Below are 15,720 nucleotides of genomic sequence, written 5' to 3'. Positions count from 1 at the left end.
CGCGGTGACTGATGACGCCGAGGGTAGACGCAGGTTCGACCGGAGGCAACAACCGGGGTTCGGCGCGTCGCACCGCTCAGCCGAGTGGCGCAACCCGCACGCCCGCCGCGTCGACCGGCAGCCGGCGCGCCCCGAACCCGTCGTGGGCCAGTCCGGGCGGCAGCTCGCCGTGCGGCGGGAGGGCCAGCACGGTGGGTCCCGCGCCGGACACCGCGGCGGGCACGCCCGCCTCCCGCAACGCGTTCACCAGGCGCGTCGTCGCAGGCCAGGCGGGTTCCCGGTACGGTTCGTGGAGCCGGTCGACGAGCGCGTCGAGGAGCAGCGACGGGTCGGTGGTGAGCGCGTGCACGGCCAGCGCGGCCCGGCCCGCGGCGAACGCGGCGTCCTCGTGCGGCACCTTCGACGGCAGCAGGCCGCGGGTCGTCCGGGTCGACGACTCGGCCGCCGGCACGAACACGACCGGCGCGAGCGACGGGTGCGGGTCCGCACGGACCGCACGGAACCGGTCACCCTCCGTCCAGGCGATCACGACGCCGCCGAACATGCTGGCGGCGGCGTTGTCGGCGTGGCCGTCGAACTCCGCCGCGAGTTGCAACGCGGTCGTGTCCAACTCGCGACCGGCCAGCCCGTACGCGGCGCCGACGCCCGCCACCACGGCGGCCGAGGAGGACCCCAGGCCGCGGGCGTGCGGGATGGCGTTGCGGCAGCGCAGGCGCAGGCCTGGCACGTCGAGCCCGAGGCGGGCGGCGGCGGCGCGGAAGGCCCGCACGACCAGGTGGGATTCGTCACGGGGGACGCCGCCGGCGCCCTCCCCCGCCACCTCGACGCGCAGGCCGTCCCCGACGACCTCGAACTCCAGCTCGTCGTGCAGCCCGAGCGCCATGCCCAGCGCGTCGAACCCGGACCCGAGGTTGGCCGTGGAGGCCGGGACGGTGACCCGGACCGTCGTCACGCCAGCTCCAGGGCGGTGGCGACGGCGCCCGGGTCGACCGGCACCGGCGACACCTCGGGCATGCCCAGGAGCGCCGTGTCGGGGTCCTTGAGGCCGTGGCCGGTGACCGTGCACACGACCGTCGAGCCCTTCGGCAGGCGGCCGTCGGCGGCGGTGGCGAGCAGGCCCGCCACGCTGGTCGCGGACGCGGGCTCGACGAAGATGCCCTCGGTCGAGGCCAGCAGCCGGTAGGCCTCCAGGATCTTCTCGTCCGTGACCGCCTCGAACAGGCCGCCGGACTCGTTCTTCGCGGTCACCGCGCCGGTCCAGGACGCCGGGCTGCCCACCCGGATGGCGGTCGCGATGGTCTCCGGGTTCGCCACCGGCTCGCCCAGCACCAGCGGCGCGGAGCCCGCGGCCTGGAAGCCGAACATGCGCGGCGTGGCAGGGATCACACCGTCGGCGTGGTAGTCGGAGTAACCGCGCCAGTACGCGGTGATGTTGCCCGCGTTGCCGACCGGCAGGCAGTGCACGTCGGGCGCGCGGCCCAGCACGTCGCAGATCTCCCACGCGGCGGTCTTCTGGCCGACCAGGCGCACCGGGTTCACCGAGTTGACCAGGGTGATCGGGTACTCGGAGGAGGTCTTGGCGGCCAGTTCGAGGCAGTCGTCGAAGTTGCCGTCGATCTGGAGGATGCGGGCTCCGTGCGACACGGCCTGGGCGAGCTTGCCGAGCGCGATCTTGCCGCGCGGCACGAGCACCGCCGCGGTGAGCCCGGCCTTCGCCGCGTACGCCGCCGCCGAGGCCGACGTGTTGCCGGTGGAGGCGCAGATCACCGCGCGGATGCCGCTGGCCAGGGCGTGCGTCATGGCCACGGTCATGCCGCGGTCCTTGAACGAGCCGGTCGGGTTCGCGCCCTCGACCTTGACGTGGACCTCGCACCCGGTCAGCTCGGACAGGTGCTTCGCGTGCACCAGCGGCGTGCCGCCCTCGTGGAGGGTGACGACCTCGGCGCCCTCGGGGAGTTCGATCCGGTCCGCGTAGGCGTGGATGATGCCGGGCCACCCCGGCCGCACGCCCGCTTGGATCGTCATGATTCTTCGCCTTCCACCCTCATCACGCTCACGACTTCCCTGACCACGGGCAGGCCGCCGATTTTGTCGACGGTCGACCGCAGTGCCGCGTCGGTCGCGGCGTGGGTGACGATCACCAGGCTGGCGTCGTCGACCCGCCCCTCCTGCCGCACCGCCGCGATGCTCACGTCGTGCTCCGCGAACACCGCCGCGACCTGCGACAACACGCCTGCCCGGTCGGCGACGTCGAGGCTGATGTGGTACCGCGTGGGGGTCTGCCCCATCGGCCGCACGGGCAGCGCCGCGTAGGCCGACTCGCGCGGGCCGCGCCCGCTGTGCACGAGGTTGCGGGCGACCGCGACGAGGTCGCCGACCACCGCGCTGGCCGTGGGGGCCCCGCCGGCGCCCTGGCCGTAGAACATCATCTCGCCGGCCGCGTCGGCCTCGACGAACACCGCGTTGAACGCGGCGCTCACGCCGGCGAGGGGGTGCGACCTGGGGATCATCGCCGGGTGCACCCGGACGGCCACGGACTCCTGGCCGTCCTCGCCCGTCACCCGCTCGCAGATCGCGAGGAGCTTCACGGTCCGGCCGAGACCCCTGGCGGCGGCGATGTCGGCGGCGCTCACCGCGGCGATGCCCTCGCGGTGCACGTCGGCGGCGGTCACCCGGGTGTGGAACGCCAGCGAGGCGAGGATCGCGGCCTTGGAGGCGGCGTCGAAGCCGTCGACGTCGGCCGTCGGGTCGGCCTCGGCGTAGCCCAGGCGGGTGGCCTCCTCCAGCGTCTCGGCGTAGCTCGCGCCCGTCGAGTCCATGCCGGAGAGGATGAAGTTCGTCGTCCCGTTGACGATGCCCATCACCCTCGTGATGCGGTCGCCGGCCAGCGACTCGCGCAGCGGCCGCAGCAGCGGGATCGCGCCCGCGACGGCCGCCTCGAAGTACAGGTCGGCACCGGAGCCGTCGGCCGCCTCGAACAGCTCGGCCGAGTGCTCGGCCAGCAGCGCCTTGTTCGCGGTGACCACGGACTTGCCCGCGCGCAGCGCGCCGAGCAGCAGCGTCCGGCTCGGCTCGATGCCGCCGATGACCTCGACCACCACGTCCACGTCCGAGGCGACCAGCGCCTCGGCGTCGGTGGTGAGCAGGTCGGCGGGGACCTCGCGGTGCTTGTTCGGCTTGCGCACCGCGATGCCCGCCAGTTCGAGCGGCGCGCCGGTGCGCGCGGTCAGGTCCGCCGCCTGGTCGGTGAGCAGGCGGACCACCTCGGTGCCGACCGTGCCGCACCCCAGCAGCGCCACCCTGATCGGTTTCCGGCTCGGCACGTCATACCTCCAGGCGGAACAGGTCTTCCTCGGTCTCCCGGCGCAGCAGCAACCGGGCCTCGCCGTCGACGACCGCGGCGAGCGCGGGTCGCGGCAGCCGGTTGTAGCCGCTGGCCATGGAGTAGCAGTACGCGCCGGTGGCGGCGACCGCGATCAGGTCGCCGGGCGCGAGGTCGTCGGGCAGCCAGCAGTCGCGCACCACCACGTCGCCGGACTCGCAGTGCTTGCCGACCACGCGGCACAGCACGGCCCCGGCGTCCTCCGCCGCGGCGCGGGAGACGAGCTTGCAGTCGTAGACGGCGTCGTAGAGGGCGGTGCGGATGTTGTCGCTCATCCCGCCGTCCACGCTCACGTAGCGCCGGATCGCGCCCGCGTCGAGCTGGACGTCCTTGATGGTGCCCACCTCGTAGAGCGTCACCGTGCCGGGGCCGACGATGGCCCGGCCGGGCTCGACGGCGATCTTCGGCACCGGCAGGGCGGCGTGCTCGCACTCCTTGGAGACGATGTCGCGCAGCTGCCCGGCCAGCTCGGCGGGCGGCGGCGGGTCGTCGTCGCGGGTGTAGGCGATGCCGAGGCCGCCGCCGAGGTCGATGGTGGTGACGTGGTCGAGGATGCCGTCGCCGTGCTCGTCGCGCAGCTCGGCCAGCAGGCCGACGACCCGGCGCGCGGCGACCTCGAAGCCGCTCGCGTCGAAGATCTGCGACCCGATGTGGCTGTGCAGGCCGACGAGTCGGAGCCCCTCGGCCTTGAGCACGCGGCGGGCGGCCTCGGCGGCGTCGCCGGAGGACAGCGAGAAGCCGAACTTCTGGTCCTCGTGCGCGGTGGCGATGAACTCGTGGGTGTGCGCCTCGACGCCCACCGTGACCCGGATCATCACCGGCTGCACCCGGCCGCGCTCGCGGGCGACCTGGTCGAGGCGGGCGATCTCCAGGAACGAGTCGAGCACCACGGCGCCGACGCCGACGTCGACGGCCCTGGTCAGCTCGGCGAGCGACTTGTTGTTGCCGTGCAGCGCGATGCGCTCGGGCGGGAAGTCGGCGCGCAGGGCCACCGCCAGCTCGCCGCCGCTGGCCACGTCGATGCTCAGCCCCTCCTCGGCGACCCAGCGGGCCACCGCGACGGAGAGGAACGCCTTGGACGCGTAGTGCACGCGCGTCGGGTCGCCGAACGCCTCGGCGTGCTCGCGGCAGCGGGCCCGGAAGTCGGCCTCGTCCATCACGAACAGCGGGGTGCCGTGCTGCTCGACGAGCGCGCGCACGTCCACGCCGCCGAGGCGGACCGCGCCGTCGTCGCCGCGCTCGGCGTTGCGCGGCCACACCCGCGGGTGAAGTTCGTCCAGCTGGTCGGGTGACGCGGGAGGTGCGCCCGCCGTGTTGCCGGGCAGCAGGACGTCGGCGTGCCGGGGACCGGCCGGGTGGGCGCGCATCACATCCGCTCCGGGGCGGTCACGCCCAGCAGGGCCAGGCCGTTGGCGAACACCTGGCGGGTCGCCGCGCACAGCTGCAACCGGGCGCGGTGCAGGTCGGTGGTCTCCTCGTCGCCGCGCGGCAGCACGCGGCACGCCTCGTAGAACCGGTGGTAGGTGCCCGCCAGCTCCTCCAGGTAGCGCGCCACGCGGTGGGGTTCGCGCAGCTCACCGGCGGTGGCGACGACTCTCGGGAACTCGCCGATCGTGCGGATCAGGTCGCCCTCGCGGTCGTGGGTGAGCAGGTCGAGCGCGTCGCCGGGCTCGACGCCCAGCTCGGCGGCGTTGCGCAGCAGCGAGGCGAGCCGCGAGTGCGCGTACTGGACGTAGAACACCGGGTTGTCGTTGCTGCGCTTGCGCAGCAGGTCCAGGTCGATGTCCAGGGACGAGTCGACCGAGCTGCGGGTCATCGCGTACCGGGCCGCGTCCACGCCCACCGCCTCCACCAGGTCCTGCATGGTGATGACGGTGCCCGCGCGCTTGCTCATCCGGACCGGCTTGCCCTCGCTGACCAGGTTGACCATCTGGCCGATCAGCACCTCGACCGAGTCGGGGTCGTCGCCGAGCGCGGACGCGGCGGCCTTGAGGCGGCCGATGTAGCCGTGGTGGTCCGCGCCGAGCATGTAGATGCACAGGTCGAAGCCGCGCGACCGCTTGTCCACCAGGTACGCGATGTCGCCGGCGATGTACGCCGGGTCGCCGTCGCTCTTGATGACGACGCGGTCCTTGTCGTCGCCGAACTCGGTGGACCGCAGCCACCAGGCGCCGTTCTCGAAGTACAGCGCGTCCGAGCCCTTGAGCTGCTCGACGGCCTTGGCCACCGCGCCGGACTTGTGCAGCGAGTCCTCGTGGAAGAAGACGTCGAAGTCGGTGCCGAAGTCGTGCAGGTCCTTCTTGATCTCCTCGAACATCAGCCCGACGCCGATGCGGCGGAAGATCTCGTGGGAGTCCTCCGAGGTCAGGGCACCGGGCTCCTGCCGGAGAACCTCGGCGGCGATGTCGCCGATGTAGCCGCCGGCGTAGCCGTCCCCGGGGGCGGGCTCGCCCTTGGCGGCGGCGATCAGGGACCGCACGAACCGGTCGATCTGCGCGCCGGCGTCGTTGAAGTAGTACTCGCGGGTCACGTCGCCGCCGTTGGCCGCGAGGATGCGGCCCAGCGCGTCGCCGACCGCCGCCCAGCGGGTGCCGCCGAGGTGGATCGGGCCCGTCGGGTTCGCCGAGACGAACTCCAGGTTGATCTTCCTGCCGGTCAGGGCGTCGCCGCGGCCGTAGGCGTCGCCGTCGGCGAGCACGTCGCGCACGATCGCGCCCTGCGCGTCGGCGGCGAGCCGGAGGTTGAGGAAGCCCGGCCCGGCGACCTCCGCGGTGGCGATGGCGTCGGTGCCGGTCAGCGCCTCGGCCAGCCACCCCGCCAGGTCGCGGGGCGGGACGCCGACCTTCTTCGCGGTCTGGAGGGCCACGTTCGTGGCGTAGTCGCCGTGCTCGGGGTTGCGCGGTCGCTCGATCGTGACCGCCGTCGGGAGGGAGGCGGGGTCGAGGCCGCGGGTGGACAACACGTCCACGGCCGTCGCGCGGACCAGTTCAGCGAGCGCAGCGGGAGTCACCCGACAAGTCTAGGGAAGCGTTCCCGCTGGTCTGCGCCGGGATGGACGTCCCGGACAGTGAGATGGGTCAACTGTTGACGCCCACCGGCGACTACGGGGAGTTGACGGTGATCAGACACGGTGTCCCTACACTGACCGGCGGCACGGGCGTACGACGAGACTGAGGCGGACATGACCAGCGGCAAGAAGACGAAGGCCGCGCGCTCCAGCGTTGCGGCGGCGCGGTCCTCGGTGGTGGCGAAGAAGCCGAAGCCCTGGGGGACCATCATCGCGGTGATCGCGGTGCTGGCGCTGGCGGGCACCGTGTTCGGTTACGCGTACTCGCAGATCGCCGACAAGAACGCCAAGGAAGCCGCCCTCGCCAAGTGGAACCCGTCCGAGGAGAACAAGGACCCCTCGGACCAGATCCAGGGCGTGGTGAAGAAGGAGTACGCCGAGGGCAAGCACGTCACGGCCGAGCAGCGGGTCGCCTACGACCAGTCGCCGCCGTTCGGCGGGCCGCACGACGCCGTCTGGGCCGCGTGCACCGGCGTGGTCTACGAGACCGCGGTGCGCACCGAGAACATGGTCCACGGCCTGGAGCACGGCGCCGTGTGGATCGCGTACAACCCGGACCAGGTGACCGGTGACGCGCTGGCCAAGCTGCGCAGCAGGGTCGAGGGCCAGCAGTTCACGATGATGTCGCCGTACCCGGGCCTCGACAAGCCGATCTCGCTCCAGGCGTGGGGCCACCAGCTCAAGCTGGAGAGCGCCGACGACGAGCGGATCGACCAGTTCGTGCAGGCGCTGCGCCGCAACCAGTACACCTACCCGGAGATCGGCGCGACCTGCGACTCCAGCACGTTCGACGTGACCAACCCGCCGCCGTTCGTGGCGGAGGCGCCGGGCGCGGACGCGGTCCCGATGGAGGGCGGCACGACCGACCCCGCGGAGACCGGCCAGACCGGTGAGACCGGCCAGACCGGTGAGACCGGCGCCGTCGACCCGAGCGCCCCGGCCGCGGACCCGAACGCCCCGGCCACCGGCGCGCCCAGCACCGCCCCGTCCAGCTGATGACCGAGCCCGAGGAGCAGCGCGGCACGACCGCCACCGCCACGACCGCGACCCGCGCGGTGGTGGTGGCGGTCGCCGTCGTCGCCGTGCTGCTGCTCGGCGCGGCGATCGGCCTGCTCGTCAAGCTGCCGGGGCAGGACGACACCCCGTCCAGCCCGGCGGCGGACTCGGTCGACGTCGGGTTCCTCCAGGACATGGCGACGCACCACCTCCAGGGCGTCACCATGGCCAACCTGGCGCGGGACAAGACGACCGACTCGACCATCCGCCAGCTCGCCTTCGACATCCAGTCCACGCAGCTGGAGCAGGTGGGCCGGATGAAGGGCTGGCTGAGCCTCTGGGGCCACCAGGAGCAGTCGGTCGACGGCACCCACATGAAGTGGATGACCAGTTCGGCCCACGACCACTCCTCGGCGGCGGACGCGGGCACCACCGGCCTGATGCCGGGCATGGCGAGCACGCAGGAGCTGAACAAGCTGCGCGGCCTGTCCGGGCCGGAGTTCGACGTCTACTTCCTCCAGCTGATGCTGCGCCACCACCAGGGCGGCGCGCCGATGGCGCAGTACGCCGCGAGCCAGGCGGGCCAGTCGGTCGTGCGCACGCTGGCGGACAACATGCTGGGTTCCCAGACGAGCGAGAGCGCCTACATGCGGCAACTGCTCGGCGAACGCGGCGCGTCCCCGCTCCCGTAGTTCCCCGCTCCCGCGGTCCTCGTCCCCGTGGTCCTCCCGGGGCACCGACCTGTTCACCGGCCTGTTCGCCGGGGTGACCCGTGGCGTTGCTACCCGGGGCAGGTGTATGCGGGCGCGGCACCTGCCCCGGGCGACGGTCGGGAGGGGACCACGTCCCCCGTACTCCCTTCCCGACTCCCCGGTACTGCAACGGAAGGACACACACCCTCCAGGAGGAGGTGGTGTAACGCTATGTCATTACCGGCGAGTTCACACTTACAACATATGAGTGAATTAGCAGGTGAGGCACGCTCGACTACTCTCAGAGGGTGACCGCACCCCGGCGGTCGAAGACGAGGTCGCGCGCCGATCGCAGGCCCATCGCCACCGCGCCGGACAGCACCGCGCCGTCACCCAGCTCCCCCGCCACGACCCTCGGCGCCAACGGAGTCGTGCGCGCCAGCGCCGCCCGCAGCGGCTCGCCGAGCAGGTCGGTGTTGCTGCCGATGCCCCCGCCGAGCACCACCAGCTCCGGGTCGACCACCGCCACCACCGACGCCACCACGTACGCCAGCCGCTCGGCCTCGTCGCGCACCGCCGCCAGCGCCCGCTCGTCACCGGACTTCGCCGCCGCGAACACCTCGCGCGCCGACCGCACCGACAGCCCGTGCCGCTCGGCCAGCGCCACCACGGACCCCGCCGCCACCGCCGCCTCGACCTGGCCGCGCCGCGGGTCGCGCCCCTCCCCGTCCGGGGCGGCGCCGGGCCACGGCAGGTAGCCGACCTCGCCCGCCGCGCCGTGCGCGCCGCGGAACAGCCGGCCGTCCACCACGATCCCCATGCCGATCCCGGTGCCCACGGTGACGCACACGAACACGTCCACGCCCCGCGCCACCCCGTACGCCCGCTCGCCGACCGCGGCCAGGTTGGCGTCGTTCTCCACCACCAGGCCGGGGCCCAGCTCGGCCTCCAGGTCGTCCAGCAGGCCCGGGCGCTCCCAGCCGGCAGGTTCGGCGCGTGGCGCAGCGCCCGGCCGCGCGGGTCCGGCACACCGGGCGTGCCGACGACCTTCACCACCAGGTCGTCGAACGAGAGGCCCGCGTCGGACACCGTCCGCGCCGCCAACTCCTTGACCTCGCGCACGACCGCCGAGGCCGACCGGCACCGGTTGCGCTCGTCCACCCGCGCCACGACCGAGCCCGCGAGGTCCGCCACCGCGACCCGGATGCGCTGCCGCCCGATGTCGACGCCCAGCACGTACCCGGCCGCCGGGTCCGGCTCGTAGAGCACCGCCGACCGGCCCGGCCCCGCCGTGGTGCGCCCGGTCGGCCGGACCAGGCCGTGCCGCTCCAGGTCGAGCAGCGCCTGCCCCACGGTCGGCTTGGACAGGCCGGTGTCCTTCGCGATCTGCGGCCGGGTCGCCGGTCCGCCCACCCGCAGGCGGTCGAGCACCGCGCGCTGGTTGAGCACGCGCATCGCCGCGGGGGTGCCCACCGGGGGCGGGTTGCGGACCGTCACGGCGAGTGAGTGTAGATCGGTCGGAGCAGCGGTCGGACAGGCTTGCGGACAAGTTGACGGGGCACCCTTGACAACGATGTCACCCAGCACCTTTGCTTCGCTAAATATCGGGCTGGTGCGAGGCGAGAGGCGTGCGCGATGAGGCACATGCGAAGTAGACGACCGCTGGTGGTCCTGGCGACCGCCGCGCTGGCGCTGGGAGGTGTGGGAGGCTATTCACCCGCGACCGCAGCACCGGAGCAGGGGGAGCCGGCCGTGAGCGAGACCCTCTTCGCGTCCTCGTTCGAGGACGGACAACCCCAGCCGACGTGGCTGAGCACGGTCGAGACCGCGCCGGACGGCACCCCGAAGACCTCGGGCGTCGACGGCTCGGACTCCACCGGCATCCCCGGCAACGTCACCGACCGCGTGGTCGACGTGGTCGCCAACTCCGAGAACAGCGGGTCCGGCGAGGTCGCCGGGAACCTGGTCGACGGCGCCACCGCGTCGAAGTGGCTGACGTTCACCCCGACCGGCTGGGTGCGGTTCACCTTCGCCGAGCCGGTGGCCGTGAAGCGGTACGCGATGTCGTCCGCCAACGACGCCGCCGAGCGCGACCCCAGGGACTGGGTGCTGCGCGGCTCGAACGACGGCACGACGTGGACCGACCTGGACACCCGCACCGGCGAGGTGTTCGCCGAGCGCTTCCAGACCAAGGGCTACGACCTCGCGAACACCGAGGCGTTCAGGCTCTACCAGCTCGACATCACCGCGAACGCGGGCGGCGTGAACCTGGTGCAGCTGGCCGAGGTGCAGTTCTCCGACGGCTCCACCGCCCCGCCCGCGAAGCACATGCGCACCACCGTGGGCAAGGGCGCCAGCGGCGGCTACAACGCCAAGGCGGGCGCGGGCTTCACCGGCGTGCGGGCGCTGCGCTACCAGGGCACGCACACCGCCGAGGGCCGCGGCCACTCGTACAACAAGGTGTTCGAGGTGGACATCCCGGTCACCTCGACCACCGAGCTGTCCTACCTGGTGTTCCCGTCGTTCACCACGGACGACCTGAACTACCCGGCCACGTTCGCCGCGGTCGACCTGGCGTTCTCCGACGGCACCTACCTCAGCGACCTCGGCGCGCGCGACCAGCACGGCTTCGAGCTGTCCCCGCGCGGCCAGGGCGAGGCGAAGTCGCTCTACACGAACCAGTGGAACCGCGTCGCGTCCGTCATCGGGTCGGTGGCCGCGGGCAAGACGATCAAGCGCGTCCTGGTCGCGTACGACAACCCGAAGGGCCCGGCCGGGTTCAACGGCTGGTTCGACGACATCGCGGTCAAGTCCGCGCCCGCCGTCGTGGAGCGCGCCCGCCCGTCCGACTGGGTGCTGACCACGCGCGGCACGAACTCCAGCGGCTCGTTCTCGCGGGGCAACAACTTCCCGGCCACCGCGGTGCCGCACGGCTTCAACTTCTGGTCGCCCATGACGAACGCGGGCTCGATCAGCTGGCTGTACGAGTACGCGAAGAACAACAACCGGGACAACCTGCCCACCCTCCAGGCGTTCACCGCCAGCCACGAGCCCAGCCCGTGGATGGGCGACCGCCAGACGTTCCAGGTCATGCCGTCGGTCGGCGCGCCGACCGCGGACCGCGCCGTCCGGGCCCTGCCGTTCAAGCACGAGAACGAGGTCGCCCGGGCGCACTACTACGGCGTGACGTTCGAGAACGGCATGAAGACCGAGATCGCGCCGACCGACCACGCGGCGCTGTTCCGGTTCACCTTCACCGAGGGCGCCTCGAACCTGGTGTTCGACAACGTCAACAACAGCGGCGGGCTCACCCTCGACCCGGCCACCGGCGTGGTGACCGGCTTCTCCGACGTCAAGAGCGGCCTGTCGACCGGCGCGACGCGGATGTTCGTCTACGGCACCGTGGACAAGCCGGTGACCGCGAGCGGCAGGCTCACCGGCCAGGGCCGCGACAACGTGGCCGGCTACTTCTCGTTCGACACGTCGTCGGACAAGACCGTGACGATGAAGATCGCCACCTCGCTGATCGGCGTGGACCAGGCGAAGAAGAACCTGGAGCTGGAGGTGTCCCCGACGGACACGTTCGACTCCGTGCGCGACCGCGCCCAGGCCGCCTGGGACGAGGTGCTCCGCGTCGTCGAGGTCGAGGGCGCCACCGAGGACCAGCTGACCACGCTGTACTCGAACCTGTACCGGCTCTACCTCTACCCGAACTCGGGCTTCGAGAACACGGGCACGGCGGCGGCCCCGCGGTACCGGTACGCCTCCCCGGTGCAGCCCTCCGGCCCGGGCACGCCGACGCAGACCGGCGCGAAGGTCGTGGACGGCAAGGTCTACGTCAACAACGGGTTCTGGGACACCTACCGGACCACGTGGCCCGCGTACAGCTTCCTGACCCCCGGCAAGGCCGCCGAGCTGGCCGACGGGTTCGTGCAGCAGTACCGGGACGGCGGCTGGATCTCCCGCTGGTCCTCCCCCGGCTACGCGAACCTGATGACCGGCACCAGCTCCGACGTGGCGTTCGCCGACGCGCACGTCAAGGGCGTCGACCTGCCCGACGCGGTCGCCGCCTACGACGCCGCGGTGAAGAACGCGACCGTCGCGCCGCCGAACGCGGGCGTGGGCCGCAAGGGCCTGGAGACCTCGATCTTCACCGGCTACACGTCCACCGCCACCGGCGAGGGCATGTCGTGGGCGATCGAGGGCTACGTCAACGACTACGGCATCGCGAACATGGCCAGGGCGCTGCACGAGGAGACCGGTGAGGCCCGCTACCTGGCCGACGCCGAGTACTTCTCGAACCGGGCGCAGAACTACGTGCACATGTTCGACCCGGCGACCGGCTTCTTCCAGGGCCGCAACCCGGACGGCACCCGCCGCGAGTCGCCGGAGACGTACGACCCGCGCGAGTGGGGCCACGACTACACCGAGACCGACGGCTGGAACATGGCGTTCTCGGTGCCGCACGACGGTCAGGGCCTGGCCAACCTCTACGGCGGTCGCGACGGCCTCGCGTCGAAGCTGGACGAGTTCTTCGCGACGCCCGAGACGGCGAAGTTCCCCGGCTCCTACGGCGGCGTGATCCACGAGATGACCGAGGCGCGGGACGTGCGGATGGGCCAGCTCGGCCACTCCAACCAGGTCTCGCACCACATCACCTACATGTACGACTACGCCGGTCAGCCGTGGAAGACGCAGGAGAAGGTCCGCGAGATCCTGTCCCGGCTCTACCTGGGCAGCGAGATCGGCCAGGGCTACCCCGGTGACGAGGACAACGGCGAGCAGTCGGCGTGGTGGCTGTTCAGCGCGCTCGGCTTCTACCCGCTCCAGATGGGCAACGACACCTACGCGATCGGGTCGCCGCTGTTCACCAAGGCCACCGTGCACCTGGAGAACGGCAAGAAGCTGGTCGTGAACGCGCCGAAGAACAGCGCCCGCAACATCTACGTGCAGTCGCTGAAGGTCAACGGCAAGAAGTGGGACAAGTCGTACCTGGACCACTCGTCCATCGCGGCCGGCGGCACCCTGGACTTCGACATGGGGTCCTCGCCCTCCCGCTGGGCCACCGCCGCCGACGCCGCGCCGCCGTCGCTGACCACCGGCGACGAGCCGCCCGCCCCGCTGCGGGACGTGCTGGTCGCGGGTTCGGTCACGTCCTCCGACCCGGTCGCGCCGCTGGTGGACGACACCTCGGCGACGTCCGGCCCGCTGTCCTGGCTCCAGGTCGCGGCGCCGTCTGCGAAGGAGAGCGCGGCGTTCTACACGCTGACGTCGGCGAGGACCACGGGCGGCGACCCGTCGTCGTGGGTGCTGAAGGGCTCGTACGACGGCACGACGTGGGTCGACGTGGACGCGCGGTCCGGTGAGTCGTTCGCGCACCGGCAGCAGACGCGGTCGTTCAGGATCGCCAAGCCGGGCCACTACGCCCACTACCGGCTGGAGTTCCCGGGCCCGGTCACCGTGGCCGAGGTGGAGCTGCTGGCCAAGCCGTTCGTGACGTGCGCGGCGACCGTGACGGGCACCCACGCCGGGCCGTTGCGGGTGCGCTCGGGCGTGACGTGCGTCGACGGGGGAACGGTCACCGGGCCCGTGTCGGTGTCGGCGGGCGCGTCGCTGTACGTGTTCGGCGGCGACCTGCGCGGCCCCGTGTCGGCGGCGGGCGCGGCGGCGGTCGTGCTCGTCGGGACCCGCGTCGGCGGCCCGGTGAGCATCACGGGCACGACCGGGCCGGTGGCGCTGGAGCGGGTCCAGGTCGGCGGGCCGGTGAGCCTGATCGGCAACAAGGGCGGCACGGCGCTGGCCGGCAACACGGTGGGCGGGCCGATGTCGTGCCTGGTCAACACCCCGCCGCCGGTGGACAACGGGTGGGCCAACGAGGTCCGCGGACCTCGTTCGGGCCAGTGCTCGGGGCTGTGAGCTGACGGGTCACCAGGAGATTTCGCGGCACCTCCGCGCGGAATCTCCTGGTTCGACCTGGAGCGTGGCGTGCTCGATGTGGTACCGCCGCGCGAGCAGGTCCTGGGCGGCCTGGAGCACGTCGGCCGGGTCCGCGTCCTCGCGGGTCGTGAGGTGGGCGGAGGCGACCTCCATGCCCGAGGTGAGCGTCCAGACGTGCAGGTCGTGGGCCTCCGCCACACCGGGCAGCCGCCCGAGCTCGACCAGCACCTCGCTCACGTCCAACCGCTCGGGCGCGTGCTGGAACAGGATGCGCAGCGCGCTCGCCGCGAGCTTGTACGTCCGGGGCAGCACCCACACGCCGATGGCGACACCCGTGACCGGGTCGGCGTAGCGCCACCCGAAGAGCAGCGTGACCGCGCCGCTGATCAGCACGGCGACCGATCCGACGAGGTCGGCCAGCACCTCCAGGTACGCGCCCCGGACGTTGATGCTCTCCTTGGCGCCTTCCCGCAGGACCGCGAACGACACGAGGTTGGCGACCAGCCCGGCGGCGGCGGCCAGCAGCACCGGCAGCCCCGGCACCTCCGGCGGGTTCCCGAAGCGGCCCACGGCCTCGTGGACGACGTACCCGGCGACGCCGAACAGCAGCACCGCGTTGGCGAGGGCGGCCAGCACCTCGGCCCGGTAGAGCCCGAACGTCCGGCTTCCACTGGTTCCCGCCCTGCTCGCCAACAGGATCGCGGCCAGCGCCATGCCGACGCCCAGCACGTCGGTCAGCATGTGGGCGGCGTCGGAGATCAGCGCCAGCGAGCCCGTGGCGACGCCGACGGCCCCTTCGACCAGCATGAACACCGCGCCGACGGCGAACGCCACCCAGAGTCGACCGAGGTGTCGTGCGCCCCCGCTCCCGGCCCCCACACCGTGCCCGTGTCCGTGCCCCATGCGTCGGAACATATAGTCACATGCGCATGAGTGCAACACGTTCTCACGCGCCGTCGATCACCCGGGTGATGCGCTCCGCCACCACGGCCGGATGCGTCCGAACAGCCCAGTGCCCCGCCCGCACCCGGCTACGAGTCAACACCCGAGTCCACCGCTTCGAGGCATCCAGGTGCCCGACTCCTACGAACGGGTCACGAACCAACTCGATCTGGTGAACCGGAACCTCGACCACCCGAGGAGCCCGGCTGCGCCCCACGTTCGCCCGGTACAACTCCACCCCGTTGACCAGCTCCCGCCGCCCGGCCCGCGTCAACCGCCGCACCCACCCCGCCCGCCACACCACCTCGGCGAGTCCGGGCACCAGGAAGAGCAGCACGTACCAGGACCTCCACACCGCCCGGACCGACACCCCGCCCAGGTGGTCCAGAGCAGGCCCGGAAATGCTGGTGAACGACGAGAACAACCCGGGGTGCGCGGCGACGGCGGCCCACCCCTGCACGGACCCCCAGTCGTGCCCGACGAGGTGGACGGGCGCCCCGACGTCCCGGACCACGGCCACGAGGTCCCGGACGAGCACCTCCACCCGGTACCCGTCCCGCCCGGCCGGGGCCTCCGACCCGCCGGCCCCGCGCACGTCGTAGCGGACGACCCGGAACCTCTCCCCGAGCCGCTCGGCGACCCCGTCCCACACGGACGACGTGTCGGGGTAGCCGTGCACCAACACGACGGGCACCCCACCCGCA

The 15,720-nt window shown here is 72.5% G+C and carries 10 protein-coding genes and 1 pseudogene; 3 read left to right on the top strand and 8 right to left on the bottom strand.

From position 1 onward, the window contains the following. Positions 1 to 76: 76 nt before the first annotated feature. From thrB to argS, 5 genes are read right to left on the bottom strand one after another with little or no spacing between them, the layout of a single operon-like run. On the bottom strand, positions 77 to 952 hold the full coding sequence (gene thrB / locus CKY47_RS19240; protein WP_306747262.1) for a homoserine kinase: 876 nt from the start codon (positions 950 to 952) through the stop codon (positions 77 to 79). Then, on the bottom strand, positions 949 to 2,025 hold the full coding sequence (thrC, locus tag CKY47_RS19235) for a threonine synthase (RefSeq protein ID WP_306747261.1): 1,077 nt from the start codon (positions 2,023 to 2,025) through the stop codon (positions 949 to 951). Before thrC ends, thrB begins: the two co-directional genes overlap by 4 nt. Next, on the bottom strand, positions 2,022 to 3,323 hold the full coding sequence (locus CKY47_RS19230) for a homoserine dehydrogenase (RefSeq protein ID WP_306747260.1): 1,302 nt from the start codon (positions 3,321 to 3,323) through the stop codon (positions 2,022 to 2,024). Before CKY47_RS19230 ends, thrC begins: the two co-directional genes overlap by 4 nt. 1 nt (position 3,324) lies before the next feature. Beyond that, entirely contained in the window at positions 3,325 to 4,749 is a 1,425-nt protein-coding gene (gene lysA / locus CKY47_RS19225; protein WP_306747259.1) for a diaminopimelate decarboxylase, read from the bottom strand. Next, a complete protein-coding gene (gene argS / locus CKY47_RS19220; RefSeq protein WP_306747258.1) occupies positions 4,749 to 6,392 on the bottom strand; it encodes an arginine--tRNA ligase in 1,644 nt (547 codons plus the stop codon). Before argS ends, lysA begins: the two co-directional genes overlap by 1 nt. A 171-nt stretch (positions 6,393 to 6,563) precedes the next feature. On the opposite strand from argS, the gene CKY47_RS19215 reads away from it, so the two are divergent. Continuing rightward, positions 6,564 to 7,445 (top strand): thioredoxin-like domain-containing protein, encoded by an 882-nt coding sequence (locus CKY47_RS19215; RefSeq protein WP_306747257.1) that lies wholly within the window; start codon positions 6,564 to 6,566, stop codon positions 7,443 to 7,445. Next, positions 7,445 to 8,137, top strand: coding sequence for a DUF305 domain-containing protein (locus tag CKY47_RS19210; protein WP_306747256.1), 693 nt, complete (start codon positions 7,445 to 7,447; stop codon positions 8,135 to 8,137). Before CKY47_RS19215 ends, CKY47_RS19210 begins: the two co-directional genes overlap by 1 nt. A gap of 301 nt (positions 8,138 to 8,438) precedes the next feature. Here the strand turns inward: CKY47_RS19210 and CKY47_RS19205 are convergent. Further along, positions 8,439 to 9,592: pseudogene (locus CKY47_RS19205) on the bottom strand (ROK family transcriptional regulator). 180 nt (positions 9,593 to 9,772) lie between these two features. Between CKY47_RS19205 and CKY47_RS19200 the strand changes: the two are divergent. Beyond that, the gene (locus tag CKY47_RS19200; protein ID WP_371320697.1) at positions 9,773 to 14,053 is read left to right on the top strand and encodes a GH92 family glycosyl hydrolase; all 4,281 of its coding nucleotides are present in this window, start codon (positions 9,773 to 9,775) and stop codon (positions 14,051 to 14,053) included. Positions 14,054 to 14,062: 9 nt separating this feature from the next. Here the strand turns inward: CKY47_RS19200 and CKY47_RS19195 are convergent, their stop codons facing one another. Continuing rightward, entirely contained in the window at positions 14,063 to 14,977 is a 915-nt protein-coding gene (locus CKY47_RS19195) for a cation diffusion facilitator family transporter (protein WP_306747254.1), read from the bottom strand. 43 nt (positions 14,978 to 15,020) lie between these two features. After that, on the bottom strand, positions 15,021 to 15,710 hold the full coding sequence (locus CKY47_RS19190; RefSeq protein ID WP_306747253.1) for an alpha/beta fold hydrolase: 690 nt from the start codon (positions 15,708 to 15,710) through the stop codon (positions 15,021 to 15,023). Between the last annotated feature and the right edge of the window lie 10 nt (positions 15,711 to 15,720).

This window comes from Saccharothrix longispora (genome assembly GCF_030852425.1).
Classification (GTDB): Bacteria; Actinomycetota; Actinomycetes; order Mycobacteriales; family Pseudonocardiaceae; genus Actinosynnema; species Actinosynnema longispora.
Note: the sequence above shows the minus strand (reverse complement) of the source record. Positions and strands in the feature narration are given on the sequence as shown.

Coding starts and splice junctions, on each gene's coding strand:
- thrC (WP_306747261.1), bottom strand. CDS start 2,025: ATGACGATCCAAGCGGGCGTGCGGCCGGGGTGGCCCGGCATCATCCAC.
- lysA (WP_306747259.1), bottom strand. CDS start 4,749: ATGCGCGCCCACCCGGCCGGTCCCCGGCACGCCGACGTCCTGCTGCCC.
- CKY47_RS19215 (WP_306747257.1), top strand. CDS start 6,564: ATGACCAGCGGCAAGAAGACGAAGGCCGCGCGCTCCAGCGTTGCGGCG.
- CKY47_RS19210 (WP_306747256.1), top strand. CDS start 7,445: ATGACCGAGCCCGAGGAGCAGCGCGGCACGACCGCCACCGCCACGACC.
- CKY47_RS19200 (WP_371320697.1), top strand. CDS start 9,773: ATGAGGCACATGCGAAGTAGACGACCGCTGGTGGTCCTGGCGACCGCC.
- CKY47_RS19195 (WP_306747254.1), bottom strand. CDS start 14,977: ATGGGGCACGGACACGGGCACGGTGTGGGGGCCGGGAGCGGGGGCGCA.